At 70.9% G+C, this 26,954-nt stretch carries 28 protein-coding genes and 1 pseudogene; 13 read left to right on the top strand and 16 right to left on the bottom strand.

Annotated features, from left to right (window positions below; translation table 11 throughout):
• The first annotated feature begins 1 nt into the window (after window position 1).
• Window positions 2-1,495, top strand: a complete 1,494-nt coding sequence (locus tag AC5WS8_RS19235; protein ID WP_496104639.1) for a glycoside hydrolase family 3 protein — start codon at window positions 2-4, stop codon at window positions 1,493-1,495.
• 66 nt (window positions 1,496-1,561) lie between these two features.
• On the opposite strand, the gene nagB is transcribed toward AC5WS8_RS19235, so the two are convergent.
• Window positions 1,562-2,347 carry a glucosamine-6-phosphate deaminase gene (gene nagB / locus AC5WS8_RS19230; RefSeq protein WP_496104638.1) on the bottom strand — a complete coding sequence of 262 codons (786 nt, stop codon included), beginning with the start codon at window positions 2,345-2,347 and terminating at the stop codon, window positions 1,562-1,564.
• 272 nt (window positions 2,348-2,619) lie between these two features.
• Window positions 2,620-3,183: pseudogene (locus tag AC5WS8_RS19225) on the bottom strand (SDR family NAD(P)-dependent oxidoreductase); the annotation flags it as partial.
• A 227-nt stretch (window positions 3,184-3,410) separates the two neighbouring features.
• On the opposite strand from AC5WS8_RS19225, the gene AC5WS8_RS19220 reads away from it, so the two are divergent.
• Together AC5WS8_RS19220 and AC5WS8_RS19215 are read left to right on the top strand one after the other, a co-directional pair.
• A complete protein-coding gene (locus AC5WS8_RS19220; RefSeq protein ID WP_496104637.1) occupies window positions 3,411-4,079 on the top strand; it encodes a TetR/AcrR family transcriptional regulator in 669 nt (222 codons plus the stop codon).
• A 424-nt stretch (window positions 4,080-4,503) separates the two neighbouring features.
• A complete protein-coding gene (locus tag AC5WS8_RS19215; RefSeq protein ID WP_496104785.1) occupies window positions 4,504-5,970 on the top strand; it encodes a sensor histidine kinase in 1,467 nt (488 codons plus the stop codon).
• Window positions 5,971-6,182: 212 nt separating this feature from the next.
• Here AC5WS8_RS19215 and AC5WS8_RS19210 read toward each other — a convergent pair whose 3' ends face one another.
• Both AC5WS8_RS19210 and AC5WS8_RS19205 read right to left on the bottom strand, forming a co-directional pair.
• Window positions 6,183-6,440 carry a WhiB family transcriptional regulator gene (locus tag AC5WS8_RS19210; RefSeq protein WP_003992873.1) on the bottom strand — a complete coding sequence of 86 codons (258 nt, stop codon included), beginning with the start codon at window positions 6,438-6,440 and terminating at the stop codon, window positions 6,183-6,185.
• Window positions 6,441-6,760: 320 nt separating this feature from the next.
• Window positions 6,761-7,729, bottom strand: a complete 969-nt coding sequence (locus AC5WS8_RS19205) for a diacylglycerol/lipid kinase family protein (RefSeq protein ID WP_496104636.1) — start codon at window positions 7,727-7,729, stop codon at window positions 6,761-6,763.
• A gap of 137 nt (window positions 7,730-7,866) precedes the next feature.
• Between AC5WS8_RS19205 and AC5WS8_RS19200 the strand changes: the two genes are divergently transcribed.
• Entirely contained in the window at window positions 7,867-8,322 is a 456-nt protein-coding gene (locus tag AC5WS8_RS19200; RefSeq protein WP_496104635.1) for a hypothetical protein, read from the top strand.
• Window positions 8,323-8,612: 290 nt separating this feature from the next.
• Here AC5WS8_RS19200 and AC5WS8_RS19195 read toward each other — a convergent pair whose 3' ends face one another.
• The 3 genes from AC5WS8_RS19195 to AC5WS8_RS19185 form a co-directional block, all read right to left on the bottom strand.
• Window positions 8,613-9,710, bottom strand: coding sequence for an RNA polymerase sigma factor SigF (locus AC5WS8_RS19195; RefSeq protein ID WP_496104634.1), 1,098 nt, complete (start codon window positions 9,708-9,710; stop codon window positions 8,613-8,615).
• Window positions 9,707-10,120, bottom strand: coding sequence for an ATP-binding protein (locus tag AC5WS8_RS19190; protein WP_103839295.1), 414 nt, complete (start codon window positions 10,118-10,120; stop codon window positions 9,707-9,709). Before AC5WS8_RS19190 ends, AC5WS8_RS19195 begins: the two co-directional genes overlap by 4 nt.
• Before the next feature lie 273 nt (window positions 10,121-10,393).
• Window positions 10,394-10,654, bottom strand: a complete 261-nt coding sequence (locus tag AC5WS8_RS19185) for a UBP-type zinc finger domain-containing protein (protein WP_496104633.1) — start codon at window positions 10,652-10,654, stop codon at window positions 10,394-10,396.
• A gap of 63 nt (window positions 10,655-10,717) precedes the next feature.
• On the opposite strand from AC5WS8_RS19185, the gene AC5WS8_RS19180 reads away from it, so the two are divergent.
• Window positions 10,718-12,313 (top strand): Na+/H+ antiporter, encoded by a 1,596-nt coding sequence (locus tag AC5WS8_RS19180; RefSeq protein ID WP_496104632.1) that lies wholly within the window; start codon window positions 10,718-10,720, stop codon window positions 12,311-12,313.
• A gap of 24 nt (window positions 12,314-12,337) precedes the next feature.
• Here AC5WS8_RS19180 and AC5WS8_RS19175 read toward each other — a convergent pair whose 3' ends face one another.
• Window positions 12,338-13,267 carry a 1-aminocyclopropane-1-carboxylate deaminase/D-cysteine desulfhydrase gene (locus tag AC5WS8_RS19175; protein WP_496104631.1) on the bottom strand — a complete coding sequence of 310 codons (930 nt, stop codon included), beginning with the start codon at window positions 13,265-13,267 and terminating at the stop codon, window positions 12,338-12,340.
• Between the two features lie 169 nt (window positions 13,268-13,436).
• Between AC5WS8_RS19175 and AC5WS8_RS19170 the strand changes: the two genes are divergently transcribed.
• From AC5WS8_RS19170 to AC5WS8_RS19155, 4 genes are all read left to right on the top strand, one after another.
• On the top strand, window positions 13,437-14,843 hold the full coding sequence (locus AC5WS8_RS19170) for a family 2B encapsulin nanocompartment shell protein (protein WP_496104630.1): 1,407 nt from the start codon (window positions 13,437-13,439) through the stop codon (window positions 14,841-14,843).
• A 165-nt stretch (window positions 14,844-15,008) separates the two neighbouring features.
• Window positions 15,009-16,121, top strand: a complete 1,113-nt coding sequence (locus tag AC5WS8_RS19165) for a family 2 encapsulin nanocompartment cargo protein polyprenyl transferase (protein ID WP_496104629.1) — start codon at window positions 15,009-15,011, stop codon at window positions 16,119-16,121.
• Between the two features lie 207 nt (window positions 16,122-16,328).
• Entirely contained in the window at window positions 16,329-16,949 is a 621-nt protein-coding gene (locus AC5WS8_RS19160; RefSeq protein ID WP_496104628.1) for a GNAT family N-acetyltransferase, read from the top strand.
• Window positions 16,950-17,012: 63 nt separating this feature from the next.
• A complete protein-coding gene (locus AC5WS8_RS19155) occupies window positions 17,013-17,213 on the top strand; it encodes a hypothetical protein (protein ID WP_496104627.1) in 201 nt (66 codons plus the stop codon).
• A gap of 160 nt (window positions 17,214-17,373) precedes the next feature.
• Here the strand turns inward: AC5WS8_RS19155 and AC5WS8_RS19150 are convergent, their stop codons facing one another.
• From AC5WS8_RS19150 to AC5WS8_RS19140, 3 genes are read right to left on the bottom strand one after another with little or no spacing between them, the layout of a single operon-like run.
• Entirely contained in the window at window positions 17,374-18,123 is a 750-nt protein-coding gene (locus AC5WS8_RS19150) for a VOC family protein (RefSeq protein WP_496104626.1), read from the bottom strand.
• Window positions 18,120-18,536 (bottom strand): VOC family protein, encoded by a 417-nt coding sequence (locus AC5WS8_RS19145; protein WP_496104625.1) that lies wholly within the window; start codon window positions 18,534-18,536, stop codon window positions 18,120-18,122. The genes AC5WS8_RS19150 and AC5WS8_RS19145 overlap by 4 nt, the downstream gene beginning before the upstream one ends.
• A 9-nt stretch (window positions 18,537-18,545) precedes the next feature.
• Window positions 18,546-18,977, bottom strand: coding sequence for a helix-turn-helix transcriptional regulator (locus AC5WS8_RS19140; protein ID WP_496104624.1), 432 nt, complete (start codon window positions 18,975-18,977; stop codon window positions 18,546-18,548).
• Window positions 18,978-19,066: 89 nt separating this feature from the next.
• Here AC5WS8_RS19140 and AC5WS8_RS19135 point away from each other — a divergent pair, with 89 nt between their 5' ends.
• Window positions 19,067-19,828: a nucleotidyltransferase domain-containing protein gene (locus AC5WS8_RS19135; protein ID WP_496104623.1), complete on the top strand. Its 762-nt coding sequence runs from the start codon at window positions 19,067-19,069 to the stop codon at window positions 19,826-19,828.
• Between the two features lie 127 nt (window positions 19,829-19,955).
• Here AC5WS8_RS19135 and sodN read toward each other — a convergent pair whose 3' ends face one another.
• Window positions 19,956-20,351 (bottom strand): superoxide dismutase, Ni, encoded by a 396-nt coding sequence (gene sodN, locus AC5WS8_RS19130; RefSeq protein ID WP_496104784.1) that lies wholly within the window; start codon window positions 20,349-20,351, stop codon window positions 19,956-19,958.
• Between the two features lie 146 nt (window positions 20,352-20,497).
• On the opposite strand from sodN, the gene sodX reads away from it, so the two are divergent.
• Window positions 20,498-20,932: a nickel-type superoxide dismutase maturation protease gene (gene sodX / locus AC5WS8_RS19125; protein WP_496104622.1), complete on the top strand. Its 435-nt coding sequence runs from the start codon at window positions 20,498-20,500 to the stop codon at window positions 20,930-20,932.
• On the opposite strand, the gene AC5WS8_RS19120 is transcribed toward sodX, so the two are convergent.
• Window positions 20,815-21,465 carry a CGNR zinc finger domain-containing protein gene (locus AC5WS8_RS19120; protein WP_496104621.1) on the bottom strand — a complete coding sequence of 217 codons (651 nt, stop codon included), beginning with the start codon at window positions 21,463-21,465 and terminating at the stop codon, window positions 20,815-20,817. The genes sodX and AC5WS8_RS19120 overlap by 118 nt on opposite strands.
• Before the next feature lie 101 nt (window positions 21,466-21,566).
• Here AC5WS8_RS19120 and AC5WS8_RS19115 point away from each other — a divergent pair, with 101 nt between their 5' ends.
• Window positions 21,567-22,337, top strand: a complete 771-nt coding sequence (locus AC5WS8_RS19115; protein WP_496104620.1) for a class I SAM-dependent methyltransferase — start codon at window positions 21,567-21,569, stop codon at window positions 22,335-22,337.
• Window positions 22,338-22,401: 64 nt separating this feature from the next.
• Here the strand turns inward: AC5WS8_RS19115 and AC5WS8_RS19110 are convergent, their stop codons facing one another.
• The 3 genes from AC5WS8_RS19110 to AC5WS8_RS19100 are packed head-to-tail and all read right to left on the bottom strand — an operon-like array spanning window position 22,402 to window position 25,123.
• Entirely contained in the window at window positions 22,402-23,202 is an 801-nt protein-coding gene (locus AC5WS8_RS19110; RefSeq protein WP_496104619.1) for an amino acid ABC transporter ATP-binding protein, read from the bottom strand.
• The gene (locus tag AC5WS8_RS19105; protein WP_496104618.1) at window positions 23,199-24,128 is read right to left on the bottom strand and encodes an amino acid ABC transporter permease; all 930 of its coding nucleotides are present in this window, start codon (window positions 24,126-24,128) and stop codon (window positions 23,199-23,201) included. The genes AC5WS8_RS19110 and AC5WS8_RS19105 overlap by 4 nt, the downstream gene beginning before the upstream one ends.
• 29 nt (window positions 24,129-24,157) lie before the next feature.
• Window positions 24,158-25,123, bottom strand: coding sequence for an ABC transporter substrate-binding protein (locus AC5WS8_RS19100; RefSeq protein WP_496104617.1), 966 nt, complete (start codon window positions 25,121-25,123; stop codon window positions 24,158-24,160).
• 537 nt (window positions 25,124-25,660) lie between these two features.
• On the opposite strand from AC5WS8_RS19100, the gene AC5WS8_RS19095 reads away from it, so the two are divergent.
• Window positions 25,661-26,884: an NAD(P)-dependent malic enzyme gene (locus AC5WS8_RS19095; protein WP_496104616.1), complete on the top strand. Its 1,224-nt coding sequence runs from the start codon at window positions 25,661-25,663 to the stop codon at window positions 26,882-26,884.
• Window positions 26,885-26,954: the final 70 nt, after the last annotated feature.

The following is a 26,954-nucleotide window of genomic DNA, read 5'->3' as shown; positions in this document are numbered from 1 at the left end:
GATGACGACATTCGCCAGCGGCACGGACACTCTGACGCGCGACGCGTTGACGGTCCTCCAACCCGGCTTCACCGGCACCACCGCCCCGGACTGGCTGTTGCGCCGCCTCGGTGAGGGCCTGGCGTCCGTGGGCCTGTTCGGCCGCAACATCACTTCTCCCGAGCAACTCGCCGCCTTGACCGCCCAGATGCGCGTCGAACGCGACGACGTGCTGGTCGCCATCGACGAGGAGGGCGGTGACGTCACCCGCCTGGAGGTGCGGACGGGGTCCTCCTTCCCGGGCAACCATGCGCTGGGCACGGTGGACGACGTCGACCTGACCCGTGAGGTGGCCCACGCACTCGGCCGCCGGCTCGCCGAGTGCGGGGTCAACTTCAACTGGGCGCCGTCGGCCGACGTGAACTCCAACCCCGCCAACCCGGTGATCGGCGTCCGGTCCTTCGGCGCCGACCCCCTGCTGGTGGCCCGCCACACCGCCGCCTACGTCACCGGACTGCAGTCCGCCGGCGTCGCCGCCTGCACCAAGCACTTCCCGGGGCACGGCGACACCGAGGTCGACTCCCACCACGCCCTTCCGCGCATCGACGTGGAACCGGCGGTGCTCGAGGACCGCGAACTGGCCCCGTTCCGCGCGGCGATCACCGCCGGCACGCGCGCCGTGATGAGCGCACACATCCTGGTCCGGGCCCTGGACCTGGACCGCCCGGCAACGTTGTCCCGGCGCATCCTGACCGAGTTGCTGCGCGGCGAGCTCTCCTACGACGGCCTGATCGTCACCGACGGCATGGAGATGCGGGCGATCGCCGAGACGTACGGCATCGAGCGCGGGAGCGTCCTCGCCATCGCCGCAGGCGCGGACGCCATCTGTGTGGGCGGCGGCCTCGCGGACGACGAGACGGTACGACGTCTGCGCGACGCCCTGGTGACAGCGGTCCGCTGCGGCGAGCTGTCCGAGGAACGGCTCGCCGAGGCGGCGCAGCGCGTTCGGGCGCTGGCACGGTGGACGGCGTCGGCCGCAGCGGACAGCGGCGGCGCGCACCGGGCTGCCGGCGCCGACGTCGGCCTGCTCGCCGCCCGCCGCGCGCTGAGGGTCACCGGCAAGGAAGGTTTCACCCCGCTCACCGAGCCGCCCTACGTCGCCGCCCTCGCCCCCGTCGCCAACATCGCGGTGGGCGACGAGACTCCGTGGGGCGTGGCCGCCGAGCTGCTCCGCCTGCTTCCCGGCACGGAGACCGGCAGCTTCGCCGGGAAGGCGGCGGGGGGTGCGGCGCTGGCGGCCGCCGGGCCCCGACGGATCGTGGCGGTGGTCCGTGACGAGCACCGCCACCCGTGGATGGCCTCCGCCCTGGACACGCTCCTCGCGCAGCGCCCCGACACGATCGTGGTCGAGATGGGGGTCCCCCAGGCCACTCCCCGTGGCGCCCTGCACATCGCCACCCACGGGGCGGCACGGGTGTGCGGTCGGGCGGCGGCGGAGGTCATCGCGGGCCGTTGAGCCGGAGGCGGGGAGGACGCCGGGTCCGGATGCCGTCCGGACCCGGCGCGCCCCTTGGAAGGGCTGCTAGATCCCCTGCCAGTCGGGCTTGTTGGCGTAGGTGTGGCGGAAGTAGCCGGCGAGCTTCAGCTTGGACGCGGCCGCCTCGTCCACGACGACGGTCGCGTGCGGGTGGAGCTGGAGCGCGGATGCCGGGCAGACGGCGGCGACCGGCCCCTCGACGCTGGCGGCGACCGCGTCCGCCTTGCCCTCTCCGGTCGCCAGCAGCACCAGGTGCCGTGCCTCGAGGATGGTGCCTATGCCCTGGGTGATCACGTGGTGCGGCACCTGGTCGATCTCGCCGTCGAAGAAGCGGGCGTTGTCGACACGGGTCTGCTCGGTCAGCGTCTTGATGCGGGTGCGGGAGGCGAGTGAGGAGCACGGCTCGTTGAACCCGATGTGCCCGTCGGTGCCGATCCCGAGCAGCTGCAGATCCACGCCACCGGCCTCGGCGAGCGCCCTGTCGTACGCCTCGCACGCAGCCTGCACGTCCTGCGCGGCACCGTCGGGCCCCAGGAAGGCGTCCATGTCTATCCCGAGCGGCTCCAGCACCTCCCGTCGGAGGACGGATCGGTACGACTCCGGGTGGTCCGCGGGCAGTCCGACGTATTCGTCGAGCTGGGCGACACGCGCCCGCGAGACGTCCACGGCACCGGAGCGCGCCTTGGCCGTCAGGGCCTCGTACACGGGCAACGGTGTCGAGCCGGTGGCCACACCGAGCAGGGCGTCCGGCTTGCGTCGGAGCAGCTGTGCCATGGCCTCGGCGATGAGCTCGCCACCCGCCTGGGCGTCCGGAACGATGACAACTTCCACGCTGGGCCTGCCGATCTGAGGAGAAGGGACGGGAACCGGGGAAAGAGACCATGTGGTTTAGACCAATCTAACAGAGCCGGGGCCGTCGGCGGAGGGCGGGACGGGGCTGTCGGCGGGCGGTGTGGAGGCGGTCCCGTGGGGAGTGGGCGGGCCGGCGCCGGCACCGCGGCGAGACCGCCCGGGTCGGGCAACGGACCGGGAGACGGCCGACAGCTCGCGCGCACCGGCCAAGGCGACGGAGGCGCACCGAGGGGCGGCGTGCAGGCGCTCCAGGTCAGCGAACCTCCTGTCGCGTCCACCCAGCTGCCCGTGTCCCATCGGCCGGCGTCGGAGGCGCGGGTGAAGACGTCCAAGGCGCCCTTCGTCATCGCGTAGGCGATCTGCTGCGGTATGACCGCGGTCCTGGACAGGCCGGAGGAGATGTTGATGACACGGCCGCCGTCCCTCAGCCGGTCCAGGCCCTGGCGCACAATGAAGAACGGCGCCTTCACGTTCACCGCGAAGACCTTGTCGTACTCCTCCTCGCCGATCTCCGGTAGTGGGCGTGCGCCGCCGATCCCCGCGTTGTTGACCAGGATGTCCACGCCGTCCGCATGGCGGTCGAACGCCTCCCACAATGTCCGGGCGTCGCCCGGCAGCCCGAGCTCGACGCCGATCGCGAACGCGGAACCGCCGGCCGCCTCAATGGCTGCGACCGTCTCCTTCGCAGCCGCCCCGTTCCGGCCGTAGTGCACGGCCACCCGAGCGCCGTCACGCGCCAGCCGCTCGGCGATTCCCCGGCCGATTCCCCTGCTCGCCCCTGTGACCAGTGCGGTCCTCCCCGTGAGCACACCCATGCCGACGCCCCTCCCTATTTCTCTAGCGATCGATACATAAAAGACCGTACGGCAGGATGGCCGCCTTTCTCTAGTACCCGCTATAAAATCCCCCCATGGTGGAGAGCCAGGACAGCGACCGACACAGTGAGCCGCGACCCGGCGGCCCGGCCGGGGCCGCGGCGGAGGGCGGGGCCGCGGCGGAGGGCGGGGCCGCGACCGGGGTGACACCTGCGAGGAGCGGTTCCGTGTCCTCCCGCCCTCGCGGACGCCCCCGTTCCTTCGATCGCGAGACCGCGCTCGAAAAGGCCCTCCTCGCGTTCTGGGAGCGCGGTTACGAGGCCACCTCCGTCTCCGATCTCACCCGGGTCATGGGCATCGGTGCCCCGAGCCTGTACGCGGCGTTCGGTGACAAGCGCTCCCTCTTCGAGGAGGTCGTCGGCGTGTACGACGAGCGGTACGGGTCCTTCGGGGACCGCGCCCTCGCCGAGGAACCCACCGCTCGTGCCGCTGTGGAGCGGATGCTCCGCGAGGCCGCCGACCTCTACACCGCGCCCGGGCGCCCGCACGGCTGTCTCGTCATCCACGCCGCCGCCAACTGCACGACGCCCGAGATCGAGGAGTCCCTGCGGGCGCGGCGCAACGCCGGTATCGACTCCTTCGAGAGGCGCATCCGGGCCGGAGTCGCCGCCGGTGAGTTGCCCGCCGGTACCGATGTCCGCACCCTCGCCCGGTACGTCGGCGCGATCATTCAGGGCATGTCCCAGCAGGCGCGCGACGGCGCGGGCCGGGAGGAGCTGCGGGCGCTCGCCGAGGTCGCCCTGGCCGTCTGGCCCCACACGGCAACCGGCGGCGACTACGCTCCGAGTGGCCCTTCGGGAGGTCCGGGACGGATGCATGAAGGTGCGGATGTCTGATAAAGAGACAACAGCAAACATCCTCCAACGCATGGACACGCGCTCGAAGACCCAGCACTATTGGTCTCGTCGGCATGGTCTAGTCCACAAAGCCGAACACGACTAGGTAAAGTAAGTAAAGTTGCAAGCCCCGCCTTCCCCGCACAGGAAGGCGGACCGAGGATCCGGCGCTCTCTGCCCTGACTGCTCCGGCTCCTCGGCCTTCGGCCGGCCGGGACCGCACACCCCGCGGCCGTTGATGCTCCGGGCTGCGGTGCCGGGAGGGTTGAGGGTCCCTCCCAGGCGCCGCGGCCCGCGGGTGCTTTCGGGGGCCGCGCGAGCGCCGTACCCGGACCACCGCCCCCCGGCAGCCGTACCGGGACTCCGCTCTGGCCGGTTTCGATCGATGTCCGAACGCCCAGGTACCCTCGCAGACGTGCCCTCCATGAACGAACTGGTCCGCCAGCACACCTCCCTCAGCGACTCCGACCTGGAGTGGCTGCACCTGCTGGTGTCGGAGTGGCAGCTGCTGTCCGATCTCTCCTTCGCCGACCTGGTCCTGTGGGTGCCCACCCTGGACGGCACCCGGTACGTGTCGGTGGCCCAGATGCGCCCCAACACCGGCCCCACCTCCTACCAGGACGACATGGTCGGCCACCTCGTCCCCCGCGGCCGCCGCCCCATGCTGGACGCGGCCCTGGACGAGGGCCGGATCGTGCGCGAGGGCGACCCGGAGTGGCGCGAGGAGGTCCCCGTCCGGGTCGAGTCCATCCCCGTGCGCTGCGGGGGACGCGTCCTCGGCGTGATCGCTCGCAACACCAACCTGCTGACCGTGCGCACCCCGAGCCGCCTGGAGCTCACCTACCTCCAGAGCGCCTCCGACCTCGCCCAGATGATCGCGGCCGGCGCCTTCCCCTTCCCCGACCAGCAGGTCGACATGGACGCCTCGCCGCGCGTCGGCGACGGGCTGATCAGGCTGGACGTGGACGGCATCGTCCAGTACGCGTCACCGAACGCCCTGTCGGCCTACCACCGGCTCGGTCTCGCCTCCGACCTCGTCGGTCACCACCTCGGCAAGACCACCGCGGAACTCGCCCCGACCAAGGGGCCGGTGGACGAGGCGCTGGTCAAGCTGGCCAGCGGATGGGCGCCCCGCGAGTTCGAGATCGAGGCGAACGACGGGGTGATCCAGTTCCGCGCGATCCCCCTCAAGCCCAAGGGCACGCGCATCGGCTCGCTGGTCCTGCTCCGGGACGTCACGGAACTGCGGCGCCGGGAGCGGGAGTTGATCACCAAGGACGCGACCATCCGGGAGATCCACCACCGGGTGAAGAACAACCTTCAGACGGTCGCCGCCCTGCTCCGCCTGCAGGCCCGCCGTATCGAGTCCGAGCGCGGGCGGGAGGCGCTCGAGGAGGCCGTGCGACGGGTCGGCTCGATCGCGATCGTCCATGAGACGCTGTCCCAGAACCTGGACGAGCGCGTGGAGTTCGACGAGATCGCCGACCGGGTGCTCGCCATGGTCGCCGAGATCTCGCCCGGTACGGTCACCGGCCGGCGCAGTGGCCGTTTCGGGATCCTGGACGCCGAGGTCGCCACCCCCCTCTCCATGGTGCTGACCGAGATCCTGCAGAACGCCCTGGAGCACGGCTTCCGCCAGGGGGACACCGGCACGGTCGAGGTATCGGCCGTCCGTGGCGGTACGACGAAGGAGGAGCGCCTCCTGGTCACTGTCCAGGACGACGGGGCCGGTCTGCCCGAGGGCTTCGACCCGCAGACCGCGGGCAACCTCGGGCTGCAGATCGTACGGACGCTGGTGGAGGGGGAGTTGGGCGGGACCTTCGACATGGTCCCGGCGCCGGGGCGCGGCACACGAGTGATCCTGGACATCCCGGTTCGCGCACAGAAATGAGCCCGGGCGGTGGCCGACGCGTACGGACATCGCCGGCCCGCGGCGCTCCGATGGCGACGTCCACACAGCAATGAGCCCCGGACCACCAAGTGGACCGGGGCTAAAGCTCGTTGGTGCCAGCTGCTGCTAGCGACTGCGCGCTGCGGCTCGGGGGCGGGGGAAGCGTACTCGCTGTACGCGCCGCCAAGCTCAGGCTCGTCGGGGTGGGTGTGTCAGGCGGAGGCCTGACGGGCCCGGTTGCGGGCGGCGCGGCGCTTCATGGCGCGGCGCTCGTCCTCGCTGAGACCACCCCAGACGCCGGAGTCCTGGCCGGACTCGAGCGCCCACTGCAGGCACTGCTCGATAACCGGGCAGCGACGGCAGACGGCCTTGGCTTCCTCGATCTGCAGCAGCGCAGGACCGGTGTTGCCGATGGGGAAGAAGAGCTCGGGGTCTTCCTCGCGGCAAACGGCGTTGTGACGCCAGTCCATGGCTGCTACCTCTCCGTGTATTACGTGCAGATTGCTTGTGAATGTGAACGCTTTCACGAATCCCTCAACAAGTGAAGGGCCGATCGTCAGACTCACTGACGTGGTCCTGTGGATTGAGGAGGGGTTCGGGCACTCTCGAGGGGAGCCGGTGTTGCGAGCTGTCCCGAGCGCCACGTAGAGATTCGCAAACCTCAGCGGCGGATACAACCCCTTCCGGAAAGTTTTTTTTGATTCCTTGGTGTCGACTAGGTCACAGCCGTACTTCCAAGGGGTGGATCCTGGTCTAAACGTTCGAGTGAAAGGACTTTGGCCCCTTCCGCTCACACAATCACACGCAGTGCACGGTGTACGCCTGTGAACGTCACGCTCGTACGCACCCCGAGGTGGTCGCCGTCCATCTGCAGGGGCAGGGGGACCTTCGAATGCAAGGTGAAGCCGGCCAGGTCGTGCAGTGAGACCACCCGCCTGCCCCGGGGTCCGCGCTCGGGGGACGAAGTGAGCAACTGGGTCGCATACCGGGCAATCGAGGCCGTGGAGAGGCGGCTGAGGGCGAGCACGTCGAGGCCGGTATCGAACGACGCCTTAGGTGAGGCGTACACCGGGCGATTGCCGAGAAACGTCCAGGGCGCGGTGTTGCAGATTATGGACATGACCAGATCGGTGACCGGCTCCTCACCCTCCCGCTCCAGGGTGATCGTGCCGTGCCTGCGATGCGGTTCGTCCAGGAACTGGCGGACCATCTGGCGCAGGTACAGCGCATGCGTGGACCGCTTGCCCTGCTCCCGCTGCTGCTCGACCCGGCCGACCACGCCCGCGTCGAAGCCGAAGCCGGCGTTGAAGGTGAACCAGCGGGAGGGCACCGCCTCGTCCGCGGTGCCCGGGGTGCCCGCGGCGAGACCGAGGCCGACCATGCGCTCACGGCGCTCACGCAGGCCGTCGAGGATGGCGCCGGTGGCCTCCACGACGTCGTTGGGCAGGCCCAGGGCGCGCGCGAAGACGTTGGTCGAGCCGCCGGGCACCACGGCGAGCAGGGGGAGGTGCTCCGGTTCGGGGCCGTGGTGCAGCAGGCCGTTGACGACCTCGTTGACCGTGCCGTCCCCGCCGAGCGCCACGACCAGCTCTATGTCCTCGCTCTCCGCGGCCTGCCGGCCGAGGTCCCGGGCGTGCCCGCGGTACTCGGTCGTCACCGCCTCGAGCTTCATCTCGCTCGCCAGCGCGTGGATGAGGACGTCACGGGTGCGTGCGCTTGTGGTGGTAGCCGCCGGATTGACCACGAGAAGTGCACGCATGGTGTGCAGCGTACCTACTGAGCGGTACTCGGCCCCAACCCGGGTAGGGATCCGGTAAGAGGGCCGGAAGTGGTCCCGGGTACAGCGGTGCCGGAGGCGTCCGGGGCGGTGGCCGGCCCGAGGGCTACCCTTCAGGGGTGAGCGCTGAGCAGAACCCCACCACTCCCGAGACCCGCGAAGCCGGGCCCCGCCCCACGCGGCTGACCGCCGCGGCGGCGCTGGCCGGCCTGGAGGGGCTGGCCCTGGTCGCGGGCGGCGTCTGGACGCTCGTCCTCGGCCTCACGGGCTCGCCGGACGACCGTCAGCAGGCCGTCACCCTCGGTATCACCCTGATCGTGCTCGCGCTGCTGCCCCTGCTGGCCGCGCGCGGTCTGCTGCTGCGGCGCGGCTGGAGCCGGGGGCCCGCGGTGATCACCCAGATCATGGCGCTGCCGGTGGCGTACAACCTGCTCCGCGCCGACAGTGTCGCCATTCCGGTCGGCATCGTGCTCGCGGTCGTCGCGGCGACCGCGCTGGTGCTCCTGGTGAACCCGGTGACCACGCAGGCCCTCGGGATCCGCGGGCCCGGACGTGCGCAGGAGCCGAGGCGGTAGTCGGCGTCCGGCCGTACCGGCTCGGCGTGCGACGCCGGGCCGCGGCACCTCGCAGGGTGACCTCCGCCATCCGTGCCGACCGCCGCCTCCGCCTGCGGAGGTCGGCCGCAGGCCGGCCGCGGCGCCCCTCCGGCCGTCGCCGAGCGGGGCGAAATCGACGACATCACGGCCGTCTCCGGCCTGTCGCGCGCCGGGTGGGTGGGGCGAGCCCCGAGCCGGGCGTGAACGGCGGGGACACGCCAGACCCTCGCGGGGCGCCGCCGAGCGGCATCCCGGTGCCGTCGTCCTGCTTACTCCTCGACCAGCAGTTTGTCCCGCAGCTGCGCCAGCGTCCGCGCCAGCAGACGTGAGACGTGCATCTGCGAGATGCCGACCTCCTGCGCGATCTGCGACTGCGTCATGTTGCCGAAGAAGCGCAGCAGCAGGATCCGCTTCTCCCGCGGCGGAAGATCCTCCAGCAGCGGCTTCAGTGACTCCCGGTACTCGACGCCTTCCAGCGCCTCGTCCTCCGCGCCGAGCGTGTCCGCGACCGCCGGGGACTCGTCGTCCGTGTCGGGGACGTCCAGGGAGAGCGTGGAGTACGCGTTGGCGGACTCCAGGCCCTCCAGGACCTCCTCCTCCGAGATGGCCAGTTTCTCGGCCAGCTCGTGGACCGTCGGAGAGCGGCCGTGCTGCTGGGACAGCTCGGCCGTGGCCGTCGTCAGGGCCAGCCGCAGTTCCTGCAGGCGCCGCGGCACCCGTACCGCCCAGCCCTTGTCGCGGAAGTGCCGCTTGATCTCGCCGACGACCGTCGGAGTCGCGTAGGTCGAGAACTCGACACCCCGCTCCGGGTCGAAGCGGTCGACCGACTTGATCAGACCGATCGTGGCGACCTGGGTCAGATCGTCCAGCGGCTCGCCCCGGTTGCGGAAGCGGCGCGCGAGGTGCTCGACGAGCGGCAGGTGCATGCGGACCAGCTGGTTGCGCAGCTCCGCGTACTCCGGGCTGCCCTCCTTCAGCTTGCGCAGTTCGACGAACATCGCCCGCGCGCCGCTGCGGTCCTGTGGGTCGTGCTGTGCGCCGACCGGCACACCCGTCTCAGCGTTTCGCTCGTGCTCGCTCATCGTCCCGCCCGTCGTCCGCCGCCGTCCGGAGGACGTGCCCGTGGCTCCGCCTGCATCCCCTGTGCCGCCGCCCCGGACGGAGGGCGCCTCGTCCACCCCGGCCGGTCCCGTCTGCACGGGTGCCATGACCGCCGAAGCCTGGCCCTCCGGGTGCGGACGGGCCTGCTCGGGGATGCCGTCCACGCCTTCCGCCATGCGCGCCCCGCCCGGGCCGCCCGCGCTCCCGGCGGAGAACTTCCGTGTGCCGCGCTCTTCGTCCCGCACCGGCCCGTCCCCGTTCGTCACGCCGGCCCGGGTCCCGCGCCGCGCTGTTTGTAGAGGCTGATGGACACGGTCTTGTCGTCCGAGACCGCGGAGGAGACCTTGCCGGCAAGGGCCGACAGGACGGTCCAGGCGAACGTGTCCCGTGAGGGGGCATGGCCGTCCGTGGTCGGCGCCGCGACCGTGACCTCCAGCGAGTCGTCGATGAGCCGGAAGACACAGCTGAGTACCGAGCCGGGCACGGCCTGCTGCAGCAGAATCGCGCAGGCCTCGTCGACCGCGATCCGCAGGTCCTCGATCTCGTCGAGGGTGAAGTCCAAACGGGCCGCGAGACCGGCCGTGGCCGTGCGCAGCACCGACAGATAGGCACCCGCAGCCGGCAGCCGGACTTCCACGAAGTCCTGGGTCGCGGGCTCGCCTGCGATCTGGGACACCCTCACCTCCAAGGTGGTACAAGCTGTTTCGGGGGCCGAGGGCCGCCCCCCGGGGTAACGCCCCTCTGGTTCAGCGGTGACGCTATCGCGCTCTCAACGTACCTGTCCCCGGGACCCCAACCCCTTGCTGTCACTCATGGTAAACCCATGTATACGCACAGTGGCTAGGGGTTGGGCGGAACCAATCGGGAACAGCGCGCGCCGGATTGACGTACCCAGGCGTCGGACCGGCGAACCGTCCGGATACAGGGTCACACGAGCACCGGTCCGGGGTCACGCGAGTACATGGTCGACGAAGCACCAGCGCCAGTTCTCACCCGGCTCGAAGGTGCGCATCACCGGGTGGCCACTGGTTTCGTGGTGCGCCGTCGCGTGCCGCAGGGGCGAGGAGTCGCAGCAGCCCACGTGCCCGCACTCCAGGCACAGCCGCAGTTGCACCGGGTGCGTGCCGGCGGCGAGGCACTCCAGGCAGGTCTCGCTTCGGGGCTCGGGCTCGGGGTGCGGCAGCGCGTCGGTGTGCGTGCACTGTTTCATGATTGCCAGATTACGACGGGTCCGCGGGAAGCGGCGCGGAAAAAAGAGGGCGGGCGGAAGACGATGAACGTGGTGCCACTGCTGTTGTTGGTCGCCGGCAGCGCGGCCGTCGCCGGGGCCGCGCGTCGCACCCCGGTGCCCGCGCCCCTGCTGCTCGTCGCGGTGGGCCTCGCCGTCTCGTACCTGCCCGGCGTGCCCGGGTACACCCTGGACCCCGAGGTCGTCCTGCCGCTGGTGCTGCCCCCGCTGCTGTACACGGCGGCCACCGACAGTTCCTACCTGGACCTGAGGGCGCAGCTGCGGCCGGTGGCCCTGCTGTCCGTCGGGTACGTGCTCTTCGCGACGGTCGCCGTGGGCTGGGCGGCGTACCTGATCGTGCCGGGCCTGCCGCTGACGGCGGCGCTGATACTGGGCGCGGTGGTCGCACCGCCGGACGCGGTCGCAGCGACGGCGGTCGCCCGGCGGGTGGGCCTGCCCTCCCGGATCACCACGATCCTGCAGGGCGAGTCGCTCCTGAACGACGCGACCGCGATCACCGCGTACAGGGTGGCGCTGGCCGCGGCGGTCGGTGAAGGCGCGACCTGGACGGGCGGAGTGCAGGAGTTCCTGCTCGCGGCGGTCGGCGGCGTCGTCATCGGCCTGCTGCTGATGATGCCGATCCACTGGCTGCGCACCCACCTGAAGGAGGCACTGCTGCAGAACACGCTCTCCTTGTTGATCCCGTTCGTCGCCTACGGCGCCGCGGAATGGCTGCACGCCTCCGGAGTGCTCGCCGTGGTGGTCGTCGCCCTCTACCTCGGTTACCACAACTGGCAGGTCGACTTCGCGACCCGGCTCCAGGAGGAGGCGGTGTGGAAGATGGTCGCGTTCGTGCTGGAGTCGGCCGTGTTCGCGCTCATCGGACTGCAGCTGCCGGTCGTCCTCAGGGGGCTCGGTCCGTACGAGGGCGCGCGCGCCGCCTGGTACGCGGTGGCGGTGTTCGCGGTGGTCGTCGTCTCCCGGTTCGTCTGGGTGTATCCGGCGACCTTTCTGCCGCGTCTGCTCGTCGTCCGCATCCGGGAGCGCGAGGAGAACCCGACGTGGAAGGGGCCGTTCATCGTCGGCTGGGCGGGAATGCGGGGGGTGGTGTCGCTCGCGATCGCCTTCTCGATCCCGCGGACCGTGCACGGTGGCGGCCCGTTCCCCGACCGCAACCTGATCCTCTTCCTGACCTTCACGACCGTGATCGGCACGCTGGTGGTGCAGGGGCTCAGCCTGCCCCCGATCATCCGGCTGCTGCGCCTGCCGGGACGCGACCCCCAGGCGGAGACGCTCGCCGAGGCGAACGCGCAGGCGCAGGCCTCCCGAGCCGCCGAGCAGCGCCTCGACGAACTCCTCCAGGAGGAGCGCAACGCACTGCCGCCGCCACTGGCCGACCGCCTCCGCACGGTCCTGGAACGTCGCCGCGACGCGGTCTGGGAGCGGCTCGGCTCGGTGAACCCGGTGACCGGCGAAACGGCCGACGACACCTACCGGCGGCTGTCCCGCGAGATGATCGGCTCCGAGCGGGAGGTCTTCGTCAAACTCCGCAACCACCGCTATATCGACGACGAGATGCTGCGCGCCCTGCTGCGCCGCCTGGACCTGGAGGAGGCGGCCGCGTACCGGGAGACGGCATGAGCCCCTGCCCGGGCCGGGATTCCGCTAGGAGAACGGACGGCCCGTGATCACGGCCGCCACCGTCGTCCCCCTCGGGAACGCCCCCTCCCGGGCCAGCGTGACCAGCCCGTACAGCAGCTTGGCGACATACAGACGCTCCACGGGCAGGCCGTGGCGGGAGGCGAAGTCGGTCGCGAACGCCTCGAGTTCGGGCGTGGCGCGGGCGTACCCGCCGAAGTGGAAGCGGTCGTCGAGGGACCAGGTGCCGCGGCGGGCGCCGAAGGCGCGGGTCTGCAGGGCGGTCACCTCGGCGGCCAGGAAGCCGCCCTTCAGGACCGGGACGCCCAGGGCTCGCTGGCCGGGGGCCAGGCCGGCCGCGAGGCCCGCCAGCGTGCCGCCCGTGCCGCAGGCCACGGCGACCACGTCCGCCCGGCCGCGCAGCTCCTCGCCGAGCGTGCGGCATTCCCGCACGGCGAGGGGGTTGCTGCCGCCCTCCGGCACCACGTACGCCTCCTCGGCGTCCGCCACGCGCAGGATGCCGGCCAGTGTCTCCGGCTCCGCCTTGCGGCGATACGTCGACCTGTCGACGAAGTGCAGTCGCATGCCGTCGGCCGCGCAGCGGGCCAGCGAGGGGTTGAGCGGGCGGTCGGCCAGTTCCTCGCCGCGGACCACTCCGATCGTCTCCAGCCCCAGCAGCCGGCCCGCCGCGGCTGTGGCGCGCAGATGGTTGGAGTAGGCGCCGCCGAAGGTGAGCAGGGGGCGGTCGGCCGCGGCCCGCAGGTTGGGGGCGAGCTTGCGCCACTTGTTGCCGACCAGGTCCGGGTGGATCAGGTCGTCGCGCTTGAGCATCAGCCGCACGCCGTACCGCCCGAACCGCTCGTCCGCGACCTCCCGCAGCGGCGACGGCAGCCGGGGACGCAGCGCGGTCGCCGGGTCGGGTGTTTCGCGGTCGTCTCGCGCGTCTGGGCTGGTCACTCGACCATTGTCGGACACCTGTCCATCGGCCCGGACCGCTCGGAAACGGGCTCCAGTGCCCAGGACCGCGGTGATCCATTCCCGCTCTTTCGTGTAATGGTGTGAACACTGTGCGTGATGAAAGGCTTGTTCCCGCAGATCAGATGCATGACCGGGAGGGGCAATACCAATGTCGGTAGGCGAAGAGGTCCGCGCCGAGGAGAACAGGCCGCAGCAGAGTCTCGGCGCCGCGGCGGCGCGGAACCTGGCCACCACCACCAAGTCCGCACCCCAGATGCAGGAGATCAGCTCACGGTGGCTGCTGCGCACCCTGCCGTGGGTGGACGTGCAGGGCGGCACGTACCGGGTGAACCGCCGTCTGACCTACGCGGTGGGCGACGGCCGTGTGACCTTCGTGAAGACCGGTGACCAGGTCGCGGTGATCCCCGCGGAGCTGGGCGAGCTGCCCGCCCTGCGCGCGTTCGACGACCTGGAGGTGCTCGGCGAACTCGCCCGGCGCTGCCAGCAGCGCAGGTTCGCACCGGGGGACGTGCTCGCCGAGTTCGGCAGTCAGGCCGACGAGGTGTTCCTGCTCGCGCACGGCAAGGTGGAGAAGATCGGCACGGGCCCCTACGGGGACGACGCGGTGCTCGGCGTCCTCGCAGACGGCGCCTACTTCGGCGACCAGGCGCTGCTCGACCCGGACGCCATCTGGGAGTACACGGCCCGCGCGGTCACCACCTGCACGGTGCTCGCCCTGCCCCGCCGGGACGTCGACCAGATCGCGGAGCGGGCCCAGTCGCTGCGCGACCACCTCCAGCGGCAGCGCTCGGTCCCCGCCCAGCGCACCAACAAGTACGGCGAGAAGGCGATCGACCTCGCCGCCGGCCACACGGGTGAGCCGGACATTCCGCACACGTTCGTCGACTACGAGGCCTCGCCCCGCGAGTACGAACTGAGCATCGCGCAGACCGTCCTGCGCATCCACACGCGCGTGGCCGACCTCTACAACCAGCCGATGAACCAGACCGAGCACCAGCTGCGGCTGACCGTCGAGGCACTGAAGGAACGCCAGGAGCACGAACTCATCAACAACCCCGACTTCGGGCTCCTGAGCAACTGCGAGTACGACCAGCGGCTGCACCCGCACGACGGCGTGCCGAGCCCCGACGACATGGACGAACTGCTCAGCAGGCGCCGCGGAACCAAGCTGTTCCTCGCCCATCCGCGTGCGATCTCCGCGTTCGGCCGCGAACTCAACAAGCGCGGACTCGTCCCGGAGACGATCGACATCGCGGGCAACCGCATCCCCACCTGGCGCGGGGTGCCCATCTTCCCGTGCAACAAGATCCCGGTCACCGAGGCCCGTACGACCTCGATCATCGCCATGCGTACCGGAGAGGAGGACCAGGGCGTCGTCGGACTTCGCCAGTCCGGTATCCCGGACGAGATCGAACCGAGCCTGTCGGTGCGGTTCATGGGCATCAACGAACAGGCGATCATCAGCTACCTGGTGACGGCGTACTACTCGGCCGCCATCCTGGTGCCGGACGCGCTGGGGGTCCTGGAGAACGTCGAGATCGGCCGCTGGAGGTGATCCTCTTCCTCGGCTCGTCGACCTACGGGTCGCACTCCGCCGCCATCCGGAAGCGGCACCCGGTGTTCCGCCCGTCACCGTGGGTAGATGCTCCGGGTATGTGCCCGGCGGCAGCGGAAGCATCACGGTCCGCAGACTTCACGAGGCGGTTCCATGGGTGAGTTCATGACGGAGCCGAAGCGGGGCCCCGCCCTCGCGCGGCGCGGCCCGGCCGGCATCCCGAGGCGGCGTGACCCGTTCCCTGGCCGGCCGGCACCGCCCGACGGACCGGAGGCCGAGGCGATCCTGGAGCATGCCCGCGCGGCGGTCGATCCGGAGTTGCGCCGGGCCGTCGACTCGCTGCCCGGCTCCATGCGCCGGATCGCGCGCTACCACTTCGGCTGGGAGCATGCCGACGGCACCCCGGCGACCGGCAACGCGGGCAAGGCGATACGTCCCGCGCTCGTGCTGGCCGCCGTCCGGGCACTCGGCGGACAGGAGACGGCAGCCGTGGGGGCCGCCGCCGCGGTGGAACTCGTCCACAACTTCACGCTGTTGCACGACGACGTGATGGACCGGGACACCACCCGCAGGCACCGCCCCACCGCGTGGACCGTGTTCGGTGACGTCGACGCGATCCTCGCCGGAGACGCCCTGCAGGCGCTGGCCCTGCGCCTGCTGGCCGAGGACCCGCACCCGGCATCGGGCGCGGCCGCCGCCCGGCTCGCGGCCTGCGTCGTGGAGTTGTGCGCCGGGCAGCACGCGGACACGGCCATGGAGCGGCGCGGCCCCCACGAGGTCACCCTCGCAGAAGTGCTCGCCATGGCGGAGGCGAAGACGGGCGCCCTGCTCGGCTGCGCCTGCGCACTCGGCGCGCTGTACGCGGGCGCGGACGCGGCCGACGTGGAGGCGCTGGACGCGTTCGGCCGCGAGGCGGGGCTCGCGTTCCAGCTCATCGACGACGTGATCGGCATCTGGGGCGACCCGAGCCGCACCGGCAAACCGGCCGGCGCGGACCTCGTGGCCCGCAAGAAGTCACTGCCCGTGGTCGCCGCGCTCACCTCCGGCACACCGGCGGCGGCCGATCTCGCCGAGCTGTACCAGGCGCCTTACGAGGAGGGGGAGTTGGAGCGCACCGTGCTCGCCGTCGAGCGGGCGGGCGGTCGTGACTGGGCGCAGTCGCAGGCGGCCGACCGGATGGGCCGTGCGATGCAGGAGCTGTCCCGCGCGGTTCCCGACCCGGAGGCGGCGGGCGGTCTGCTGACGCTGGCCGAGTTCGTCACCCGGCGCAGCACCTGACCGGCAGCGCCGCTGGACCCCGGAGATCCGGGCCCGCGCGGTTCCTGACCCCGCGCGGTCCCGGAGGCTCCGGCCGGGGCGGGCCCCGCGCCTTCGCGGAATGCGCGGGGCGCGCCCCCTTTCCCCCGCGCCCTTCCGGCCGGCCGGGTCCCCGTTAGGCTGCAACCGCCGTATTCACCGGGCGAGTTGACGTGGAGGGGTGGGCTGATGGGCGTGGCCATTCGGGCGGCCGACGAGGGCGACCGGGAGTTGGTCGTCCGGTTGCTGGACGAGGCGTTCAAGGACGACCCGGTCAGCAGCTGGGTCTTCCCCGGCGAGGAGTACCGCCGCAGGACGCACCACCGGCTGATGGCCGCGTTCACCGACACGGTGCTCGCCGAGGGGCGCATCGACGTGACCGAGGACGGCGCGGCGTGCGCGCTGTGGCTGTCGGTTCCCGCCGGCGACCACGCGGCGGACGGGGCCACGGCCGGGGCGCAGGCCGAGGAGGGGGACGACGCGATGCGGCTGCGCGAGGCCGTCGACCCGGACAACGAGCGTGTGGAGCGGATCGCCCGGTTGATGGCCGAGGCGCACCCCGCCGACCGCGCCCACGAGTACCTGTGGATGATCGGCGTGGCCCCCGGGCACCAGGGCGAGGGCCTGGGCACCGCGCTCATCCAGCATGTCCTCGACCGCTGCGACGGCGAGGGTCTGCCCGCCTATCTGGAGGCGAGCAGCGCCCGCAGCACCCGGTTGTACGAACGCCTCGGCTTCGCCTTCACCGGAGGCGCCCTCGACCTCCCGGACGGCCCGCGGATGTGGCCGATGTGGCGCGAGCCGCGCTGAACCCGGCGACGCGGTCCACGGCGGCCCCGGGCCTCGAACCCGCGTCCGTCCTACGCTGGAGGCATGGGCAGCCAGGACCCCGTCTGCCCCTCCTGCGGGCAGCCCGTCGCCACCGTCGTACGGCGCCACAAGACGCTGGGTGCCGTCGTCCCCGTATGGCGCCCCGGTCCCTGCCGGAATCCGCAGTGCCCGGCGTATGGGGCACGGGAAGCCGAGGAGGCCCGGCGGGACCGGCGCGGCGAAGGCGCCGGACGAGATCGCTAGTGCTGTGACCGGAAAGGTTCACCGGCTCGCGACGCCCGGCACGGCACCTCGCCGCGTTGTCGCATCACCCGCGTACATCCAGTACGCGGGCGATGCTCCGCCTTGCGATGCACCGCACCGGACGCCGCGAGCTTTCCGGCAAACCTTTCCGGCCACAGCACTAGCCCGGCAGGCCGCCCGTCCAGGGGTCGCGTCCCGTCAGGCAGTAGGTGCCGCCCGCCGGGTCGCGCATCACGGTCCAGTGGGTGCCGTCGGCGACGTGCGTGGCGCCGAGGCGCTCGTGCCGGGCCCGGGTCGCGGTGATGTCCGCGCATGCCAGGTCCAGGTGGGCCGCGGCGGGGCGGTCGGTGCCGAGACGTTGCAGCAGGACGCGGACCGGCAGGTCGGCGGGCGGTGCCACCACGTGGAACTCCGGCAGCGAAGCGGGGCGCGACTCCCAGCCGGTGAGCTCGCTCCAGAAGGCGACCTCGGCGTCGAACACGGACGGGGGGAGGTCGAGGCACACCTGGTCGAGCCGGCAGGCCGCGCCGTCGGGGCCCCCGACCACGGGCGGCCGACCGGACTCGCCGTGCCAGGACACCGCGCAGAACAGCACCCCGCCGGGGGAGCGCAGTACGGTCCAGCCGGGGTGGTCGGCGACGACGTCCGCGCCGAGCCGACGCGCCGCCGCCACGAGCGCGGGCACGTCCTGCACCGCGAGGTCGAGATGGGCGCCGCCGCCTGCGCGTACGGCCTGCGCCTTCACGCAGGCGTCGCCCGAACCGGGGAGCAGCGTCAGGAACTCGCCGTTCTCGCCCCGGGATGCGGACAGCTTGGTGTCCGTGACGGCGGTCCAGAAGTCGCAGGCCCGACCCAGTTCCCGTTCGGGCCGGTCGACGAAGGCGTACGTCCAGCGGATCGGTTCGCTCATCGGGCTCGGCGTTCCATGAAGCGCAGCAGGTTGCCCGCCGGGTCGCGGAAGGCGCAGTCCCGTACGCCGTACGGCTGGTCCATGGGCTCCTGCAGCACCTCCGCACCGGACGCCTGGACCCGGGCGAAGAGGGCGTCGCAGTCCTCGGTGGAGAAGATGACGCCGCGCAGGATGCCCTTGGCGAGCAGCTCCGCCATCGTCCGGCGGTCGGCGGGGGAGGCGTCGGGGTTCGCCGCGGGGGGTTCCAGCACGATCTCCACGTCCGGCTGGAGCGGTGAGCCGACCGTCACCCAGCGCATCCCCTCGAAGCCGACGTCGTTGTGCACCTCCAGGCCGAGGACGTCCCGGTAGAAGGCGAGCGCCTTGTCGTGATCGTCGACGGCGATGAAGCACTGGGCGAGTTTCAGGTCCATGAGGCCAGGCTAGAGCTGCTCCCGGGGATCTGTGCGTGTGTCGCCCGGCCGTCCCCGGCGCGGCCGGGTCAGCCCCTTCGCCACGCACGGCGGTATCGCGGCCCCCTGCTCGTGCGACCGTGCCCGGTAGGCGCTCGGCGTCTCGCCGACCAGTTCCGTGAAGCGTGAACTGAAGGACCCCAGCGAGGTGCAGCCCACGGCGATGCAGACCTCCGTCACGGTCAGGTCGCCGCGCCGCAGCAGCGCCTTGGCCCGCTCGATACGGCGGGTCATGAGGTAGCTGTACGGCGTCTCCCCGTACGCCTCGCGGAAGCTGCGCTGGAAGTGCCCGGGCGACATCAGTGCTGTCCGTGCCAACGCCGGTATGTCCAGCGGCTCGGCATACTCGCGGTCCATCCGGTCGCGCGCCCGCCGCAGCCGGACCAGGTCCTCCACTCCCACACCGTCAGCATCGCACGGGCCACCGACAAAGGGCCCTCGCGGGAGGCCGCCGTACAACGCCCGCCCGTCGGGCCCCGGCCGGTGCCACGATGTCCGCATGGCCCCGAACCCGCCGGCCCGTCCTCGCCACGGCCCTCGATCAGGCCCGCCGACTCGTCGACAGCCGTTGTCCGGGTGCCCTCTCCGCCGTGCTCGGTGGTTCCACGGCGCGGGGACGGGCGACCGCCACGAGCGATCTGGACGTCGTCCTGCTGCTTCCGGACGGGGACGTCAGCCGTCGGGAGACACTCCGTCACGAAGGGCGGGTGACCGAGGTGTTCGCCCACACCCGTGCCGACCTCGAGGAGGTCTTCGCCGCGGACCGGGCGAGCCGCCGGGGGACCATGTTGTTCCTCTACGCCGAGTCGGTCGCGGTCCACGACCCCCACGGGCACGCGGCGGCGCTCCGCACCGAGGCACGCGCCCAGCCGGCGGCGGGCCCCGACCCACTGACGCGCAAGGAGCGCGACGACGCCCGCTACGGACTCACCGACCCGCTGGACGACCTGGCCGACGTCCACGACCGCCACGAGCAACTGGTCATCGCGGACCGGGTGCTGACGTCCGCGTCCCTCCTGCTGACGGACCACCGCCATGCCTGGTGGGGCAACGGCAAGTGGCTCCCGCGCCGTCTGACCGCCGCCGACCCGGTCCTCGGCGGCGCCCTCCCGCAGGCCCACCTCAGGCTCGCCGAACACGCCGACCCCGTCCCCCTGACCGCGATCGCGTACGAGGTCCTCGACCTCGTGGGCGGCCCCCTGCGGGAGGGCCACTCGGGCCTGTGGGCCGAGCCAGGGAAGAACGGGGGATGAGCCGTTTCGCGGTGGACCGGCGACAGCACGACGGGGCCCGGCCGGTTGCTCCGGCCGGGCCCCGTCGGGTGGGCGGCGGACCCGCGAGGGTGCACCACTCGCCGGTCGCCCTTGGCGAAAGACCTGGTCAAGCCTTCTTGGTCTCCCAGAAGATCTTGTCGATCTGGGCGATGTAGTCCAGCGCCTTCTGGCCCGTCGCCGGGTCCGTCGAACCCTTGGCGGCCGACAGGGCCTTCAGGGCGTCGTTGACCAGCTGGTGCAGCTCGGGGTACTTCTCGAAGTGCGGGGCCTTGAAGTAGTCGCTCCACAGCACCGACACGTGGTGCTTGGCCAGCTCGGCACGCTGCTCCTTGATGGTGGTGGCGCGCGCCTGGAAGTGCGGGTCGTCGTTGGCGGCCATCTTCTCCTGGATGGCCTTCACCGACTCCGCCTCGATGCGGGCCTGGGCCGGGTCGTAGACACCGCAGGGAAGGTCGCAGTGGGCGCTGACCTTGACCTTCGGGGCAAACAGGCGGGAGAGCATGAAGCCGTCCTTCCTCGTGATCGTCATCTCAGGTGGGACATTACTCCGTAGGGGACCGGTTTTGGCGAGTGCCCCCATGGGCTTACGCCAAAAGTCCAGGGTGAGACTGGGACTGGTGGAGGAACGGATCGGGGAGGTGCCGGACGATGCCGGAGCTGTCACAGGAGACCGAGCGCACACGGGCCCTGCTGCCGCTGGGGGTGGCGGAGGTCACAGGACCGTCCATGGTGCCCACCCTCCAGCACGGGGACCGGTTGCTCCTGCAGTACGGGGCCCGGGTGCGGTCCGGTGACGTCATCGTCCTGCGCCACCCCTTCCAGCAGGACCTGCTGGTCGTCAAGCGTGCCGTGGAACGGCGCGAGGGCGGCTGGTGGGTGCTCGGCGACAATCCGTACGCGGGTGGGGACAGCACCGACTACGGCGCCGTTCCCGAGGAGCTCGTCCTCGGGAAGGTGTGGTTCCGTTACCGTCCGCTCCGGGACGGTCGGCGCTCGCCCTTCGCGCTGCTGCGCTGGGCGCTCTCCGCGGCCCGGCCCGTGCTTCCCGGCCGGTCCGCCTCCAGGCGCTTGCGGGCCCGGTAGGCGGCCACGTTCGCGCGTGTCGCGCAGCGGTCCGAGCAGTAGCGCCGGGAGCGGTTCGTGGAGGTGTCGAGGTAGGCGTTGCGGCAGGGGGCCGCCTCGCACAGACCCAGGCGGTCCACGCCGTACTCGGTGAGGTGGAAGGCGAGCCCCATCGCGGCGATGGCCGCGTAGCCCGCCGTCGCGTTCGAGGGGTGGTCCGCGAGGTGCATGTGCCACAGGGGCCGGTCGTCGACGTCCCGGTGGTCGTGCCCGGAGATCTGCGGGCTCACCGGGAATTCCAGGAGCAGGGAGTTCAGCAGGTCCACGGCGAGCGTCTCGTCGCCCCGGTCGGCCGCCTCGAAGACCGTGCGCAGCCGAGCCCGGACCGAGCGGAAGCGGGTCACATCGGCGTCGGTGGCGCGGCGGGCAGCCGACTGGTTGCCGCCGAAGAGGCCGCGCACGGCCTCCACCGAGGTGAGCGAGTCCTTGCCCCGGGCCGGTTCCTCGCTGTTCACGAGACGTACGGCATAGTCCGAGTAATAGGCAAGTTGCACTTGTAGTCCTTACGAAGGGGCTCTATCGTCGTGGGTGCGTTGGGTAACAGATGACTCCGCGTCCAGGGTATTACGCGATGGTGTGGAGAAGGGGGCTTCCGATGGACACGACGACCGGAACCACGACGGGCACCGACTGGGGGTCGTGGCAGGAGAGCTGGGACCGCCAGCAGGAGTGGTACATGCCCGACCGCGAGGAACGGTTCCGGATCATGCTCGAGATGGTGGAGGCGTTCGTGGGCACCGAACCCCGTGTGCTCGACCTCGCGTGTGGCACCGGCAGCATCACCGCCCGGCTCCTCGCGCGCTTCCCGAAGGCCACCAGCACCGGCGTCGACCTCGACCCGGCCCTGCTCACCATCGCGCGCGGCACGTTCGACGGCGACGACCGCGTCACGTTCGTCGAGGCCGACCTCAAGGACCCCGACTGGCCGGCGCGCCTGCCGTACGACGCGTATGACGCCGTCCTCACCGCCACGGCCCTCCACTGGCTGCGCGACGAGCCTCTCGAGGCCCTCTACGGCCGGATCGCGGAACTCGTCCGCTACGGCGGCGTCTTCATGAACGCCGACCACATGATCGACGACACCACGCCCCGGATCAACGCCGCCGAAAGCGCCCAGCGGCACGCCCGTATGGATCAGGCCATGCGCGGCGGCGCCCTCGACTGGGCGGAGTGGTGGGCGCTGGCCGCCAAGGACCCCGTCCTGGCCGCGCCGACCGCCCGCCGCTTCGAGATCTACGGCGTCCACGCCGACGGCGACATGCCCTCCGCCGCCTGGCACGCGCGCGTACTGCGCGAGAAGGGCTTCGCCGAGGCCCGCCCGGTGTGGTGCTCACCGTCGGACACCCTGCTGCTGGCCCTCAAGTAGAGCCCGGAGGAGAAAGAGCAGAGGGCGGTACGGGAAGCCCGTACCGCCCTCTCCGCCGTGACCGTCAGAGGACCTTCGACAAGAAGGACTTCGTCCGTTCGTGCTGAGGGTTCGTCAGGACCTCGCGCGGATGGCCGGCCTCGACCACCACGCCGTCGTCCATGAAGACGAGCGAGTCGCCCACCTCCCGCGCGAAGCCCATCTCGTGCGTGACGACGATCATCGTCATGCCGTCCTCCGCGAGGTCACGCATGACGTCCAGCACCTCGCCGACCAGTTCCGGGTCGAGGGCCGAGGTCGGCTCGTCGAAGAGCATCAGCTTGGGTTCCATCGCCAGCGCGCGGGCGATGGCGACGCGCTGCTGCTGGCCGCCGGAGAGCTGGGCGGGGTAGTGGCCGGTACGGTCACCGAGGCCCACCCGGTCCAGGAGCCGCTGGGCCCGCTCCCGGGCGGCGGCCTTGCTCTCGCGCTTGACCTGGACCGGCGCCTCCATGACGTTCTCCAGCGCCGTCATGTGCGGGAAGAGGTTGAAGCGCTGGAACACCATGCCGATGTCCCGTCGCTGCGCCGCGACCTCCTTCTCCTTCAGCTCGTGGAGCTTGTCGCCCTTCTGCCGGTAGCCGACCAGATCGCCGTCGACGTACAGCCGTCCGGCGCTGATCTTCTCCAGGTGGTTGATGCACCGCAGGAAGGTGGACTTGCCCGAGCCGGAGGGGCCGATGAGGCAGAACACCTCCCGCGGGTTCACCTCCAGGTCGATGCCCTTGAGGATGTGCGCGAGACCGAAGGACTTGTGCACGCCCTCGGCCTTGACCATCGGGCCACCACTGGTGCTCTTGCCCACGCCCTTGCCGAGACTGCTCATCGGGCCACCTCCGGGCGACGGAACGAGCCGAACAGACGGAGGTTCTTCGTCAGCCGCTGCAGCGGGGTCGGCGGCAGGTTGCGCGTCGAACCTCGGGCGTAACGGCGTTCGATGTAGTACTGGAAGATGCTGAAGATCGTGGTGAGGACCAGGTACCAGATCGATGCCACGAAGTACATCTCCACGACCGCGAGCGAGGTGCTGGAGATGTCCGTGGACCGCTTGATGAGCTCGTTGAACTGGACCGCGTAGGCCAGCGACGAGGTCTTCAGCATGTTGATGAACTCGTTGCCGGTCGGCGGCACGATCACGCGCATCGCCTGCGGGAGGATCACGCGCCGCAGCGTCTGGCCCTGGGTCATGCCCAGCGCGTGGGACGCCTCGGTCTGTCCCTCGTCCACCGACTGGATGCCCGCGCGCACGATCTCCGCCATGTACGCGGCCTCGTTCAGTCCGAGGCCCAGCAGAGCCGTCAGGAACGGCGTCATCACCTGGTTCATCTCGTCCTTGTAGAACCCCAGGTTGAGGATGGGGAACACGAGCGCGATGTTGTACCAGAGGAGCAGCTGGACCAGGACGGGAGTGCCCCGGAAGAACCAGATGTAGAACCAGGACACCGTGCTGGTGACCGGGTTCGACGACATCCGCATCACCGCCAGGACGATGCCCAGGGCGAGGCCGAGCACCATGGCGAGCACCGAGATGTACAGCGTGTGCCAGGCGCCGGACAGGATTGTTCCGTCCGTGAGGTAGTCCGGGATCACGCTGTAGTTGATCTTCGCGTTGGAGAACGCGATTCCGATCAGCACCACAAGGGCGACGACCAGGACGCCGGCCACCCAGCGGCCGTAGTGGCGCACCGGTATGGCCTTGATCTGCTCCGGCGGCACCGTCGGCGCCGGAGTCTTGTCGACAGTGTCAGTCACGGTGACTGCCCTTCAGTCTTGCGTGAGGCTCAGGAGCCGCCGTTGATCTTCGCCTCGGTCACCGCGCCGTCCGTGACGTTCCACTTCTGCAGGATCTTCTGGTAGTCGCCGCTCTTGATGATCGCGGTCATGGCCGCCTGCAGGGCGTCGCGGAGCTGGGTGCTCTCCTTGCTGACCGCGATGCCGTACGGACCGGCCTCGATCTGGTCCCCGACGACCTCGAAGTCCTTGCCGCCGCCCGAGGTCTTGGCGTTGTAGGCCGCGACCGGGAAGTCGTTCAGGTCCGCGACGGACGCGCCCTGCTTGAGGCGGAGCAGCGCCTCGGGGTCGGTGTCGAAGGTCTGCAGGGTGATGGCCTTCTTGCCGTCCTTCGTGCACTTGGTGCTCTGCGCCTTGGCGACGCCCTCGGACGTGGTGCCCTTCTGCAGGGCCACCACCTTGCCGCACAGGTCGTCCAGCGACTTGATGCCCTTCGGGTTGCCCTTCTGGACGAGGATCGAGGTGCCGGCGGTGAAGTAGTCGACGAAGTCGACGCCGTTGCCGACCTTCTTGCCGGTGTCGGAGTCGATGCCGTTCTGGCGGTCCTTGGTGTCGCTCATCGCGGACATGATCATGTTGAACCGCTTGGCCTGCAGTCCCACGATGAGCTGGTCGAACTTGCCGTTCTGGAAGTCGAGCTTCACGCCCAGCTGCTTGCCGAGGGCGTCCGCGATGTCCGGGTCGATGCCGACGGCCTTGCCGCCCTGCATGAACTCGACCGGAGCGTAGGAGATGTCGGAGCCGACCTTGATGACGCCCGCGTCGCGGATGTCCTTGGGGAGCTTGGCGGCGAGCGGCGCCGAGGCCACGGACGAGCCGCCGCTGTTGCCGGTGCTGCCCTTGTCCGTGTGGTCGCCGCAGCCGGCCAGCACCAGGGTGCCCGCGACCGCAATGGCGCCGACCGCGGCTGTTCGGGAGCGCGTGGCGGTCGTACGACGGGTGGAGCGTGCGGTCATGGTGGGTTCCTCCGGCGGAATGGGTTGTGCCGACGGGGTCGACGTGCACACACCTTCGGGTGTCGCGACCTCGTGTGATTGAGGCATCTTGCCAGCCGGACGGCGGCATTCAGGTGACTCGCTATGTCAAAATCGGATAACGGGTGACCCCCGAACCGCCTCGGACGGCCGATTTCGGCCGCACCTTGTGCGGGAATCATTCCTTCCGGCCGGAAGATCTTCGGTGCATCTCACCATGCGGCCGGTCTCACGCCCGCACACGTGACCGTGTGAGGACGCTCCGTGGACGTGTGCACATTTTCGGTCATGAGCCATCTCACCGGCGTGTGACCTTCGCGTTATGGACTCGTCCCGGACACCATCCGTCGGGTAAGAAGGTGCGTTACACCCCTCATCCGGGGCTCAGGGCGCGTGTGCGGCGCGCCCGTCGCGTATGCGCCCTCACGCACCAGTCACACGGGTCGTACGCGGTGCCCGCCCACCCCTCAACCAGGAGTGGTCACCCTCAAACCATGCAGATCTAAGGGGTACGAGACAGTGGCAGCGGAGATCGTCAACTCGCGCAGCGCCAGCAATTCGGATCAGGACGGCGGGGCCGAGCCCCACGATTCCTTCGATCCGGCGTTCGCGCTGCACCGCGGCGGCAAGATGGCCGTGCAGGCCACCGTGCCGGTCCGCGACAAGGACGACCTGTCCCTCGCGTACACGCCCGGCGTCGCCCGGGTGTGCACGGCCATCGCGGAGCAGCCGGAGCTGGTCCACGACTACACATGGAAGTCCTCGGTCGTCGCCGTGGTGACCGACGGCACGGCGGTGCTGGGCCTCGGGGACATCGGCCCCGAGGCCTCCCTCCCGGTGATGGAGGGCAAGGCGATCCTGTTCAAGCAGTTCGGCGGTGTGGACGCGGTGCCGATCGCGTTGGACTGCACGGACGTGGACGAGATCATCGACACCGTGGCCCGGCTCGCGCCCTCCTTCGGGGGCGTCAACCTGGAGGACATCTCGGCGCCGCGGTGCTTCGAGATCGAGCGCAGGCTCCAGGAGCGGCTGGACATCCCGGTCTTCCACGACGACCAGCACGGTACGGCCGTGGTGACACTGGCCGCCCTGCGGAACGCGGCGCGGCTGACCGGCAAGGGGCTCGGCGATCTGCGCGCCGTCATCTCGGGCGCCGGCGCAGCGGGCTTCGCCATCGCGAAGATGCTGGTCGAGGCGGGGATCGGCGATGTCGCGGTCGCCGACCGCAAGGGAGTCGTCTCGCGGGAGCGGGACGATCTGACGCCGGTGAAGCGGGAGCTCGCCGCGTTCACCAACAAGGCGGGGCTTTCGGGCTCTCTTGAGCACGCCCTGGAGGGCGCCGACGTCTTCATCGGGGTCTCCGGCGGCACCGTGTCGGAGGACGCGGTGGCGTCGATGGCCAAGGGTGCCTTCGTCTTCGCGATGGCCAACCCGAACCCGGAGGTGCATCCGGATGTCGCGCACAAGTACGCGTCCGTGGTGGCGACGGGCCGCTCCGACTTCCCGAACCAGATCAACAACGTGCTGGCGTTCCCCGGCATCTTCGCCGGAGCCCTCCAGGTGCGGGCGTCCCGTATCACGGAGGGCATGAAGATCGCGGCGGCGGAGGCGCTGGCGGGGGTCGTCGGGGACGACCTCGCTGCCGACTATGTGATCCCGTCGCCGTTCGACGAGCGGGTGGCGCCGGCGGTCACGGCGGCGGTGGCTGCTGCGGCGCGGGCCGAAGGTGTCGCTCGGCGGTAACGGTGCGCGGGGCGGGCGGGGTTGCGCCCCGCCCGCCCGTCCGGGCAGGGTGAAGCGCGGCTTCTCGCCC

Source organism: Streptomyces sp. PTL18 (assembly GCF_059510295.1).
Note: the sequence above shows the minus strand (reverse complement) of the source record. Positions and strands in the feature narration are given on the sequence as shown.

Coding starts and splice junctions, on each gene's coding strand:
- AC5WS8_RS19150 (WP_496104626.1), bottom strand. CDS start 18,123: ATGAGCGAACCGATCCGCTGGACGTACGCCTTCGTCGACCGGCCCGAA.
- sodN (WP_496104784.1), bottom strand. CDS start 20,351: ATGCTCTCCCGCCTGTTTGCCCCGAAGGTCAAGGTCAGCGCCCACTGC.
- AC5WS8_RS19145 (WP_496104625.1), bottom strand. CDS start 18,536: ATGGACCTGAAACTCGCCCAGTGCTTCATCGCCGTCGACGATCACGAC.
- AC5WS8_RS19115 (WP_496104620.1), top strand. CDS start 21,567: ATGGACACGACGACCGGAACCACGACGGGCACCGACTGGGGGTCGTGG.
- AC5WS8_RS19165 (WP_496104629.1), top strand. CDS start 15,009: ATGACGGAGCCGAAGCGGGGCCCCGCCCTCGCGCGGCGCGGCCCGGCC.
- AC5WS8_RS19215 (WP_496104785.1), top strand. CDS start 4,504: ATGAACGAACTGGTCCGCCAGCACACCTCCCTCAGCGACTCCGACCTG.
- AC5WS8_RS19235 (WP_496104639.1), top strand. CDS start 2: ATGACGACATTCGCCAGCGGCACGGACACTCTGACGCGCGACGCGTTG.
- AC5WS8_RS19180 (WP_496104632.1), top strand. CDS start 10,718: ATGAACGTGGTGCCACTGCTGTTGTTGGTCGCCGGCAGCGCGGCCGTC.
- AC5WS8_RS19160 (WP_496104628.1), top strand. CDS start 16,329: ATGGGCGTGGCCATTCGGGCGGCCGACGAGGGCGACCGGGAGTTGGTC.
- AC5WS8_RS19170 (WP_496104630.1), top strand. CDS start 13,437: ATGTCGGTAGGCGAAGAGGTCCGCGCCGAGGAGAACAGGCCGCAGCAG.
- sodX (WP_496104622.1), top strand. CDS start 20,498: ATGCCGGAGCTGTCACAGGAGACCGAGCGCACACGGGCCCTGCTGCCG.
- AC5WS8_RS19155 (WP_496104627.1), top strand. CDS start 17,013: ATGGGCAGCCAGGACCCCGTCTGCCCCTCCTGCGGGCAGCCCGTCGCC.
- AC5WS8_RS19110 (WP_496104619.1), bottom strand. CDS start 23,202: ATGAGCAGTCTCGGCAAGGGCGTGGGCAAGAGCACCAGTGGTGGCCCG.
- AC5WS8_RS19185 (WP_496104633.1), bottom strand. CDS start 10,654: ATGAAACAGTGCACGCACACCGACGCGCTGCCGCACCCCGAGCCCGAG.
- AC5WS8_RS19205 (WP_496104636.1), bottom strand. CDS start 7,729: ATGCGTGCACTTCTCGTGGTCAATCCGGCGGCTACCACCACAAGCGCA.
- AC5WS8_RS19100 (WP_496104617.1), bottom strand. CDS start 25,123: ATGACCGCACGCTCCACCCGTCGTACGACCGCCACGCGCTCCCGAACA.
- AC5WS8_RS19135 (WP_496104623.1), top strand. CDS start 19,067: ATGTCCGCATGGCCCCGAACCCGCCGGCCCGTCCTCGCCACGGCCCTC.
- AC5WS8_RS19210 (WP_003992873.1), bottom strand. CDS start 6,440: ATGGACTGGCGTCACAACGCCGTTTGCCGCGAGGAAGACCCCGAGCTC.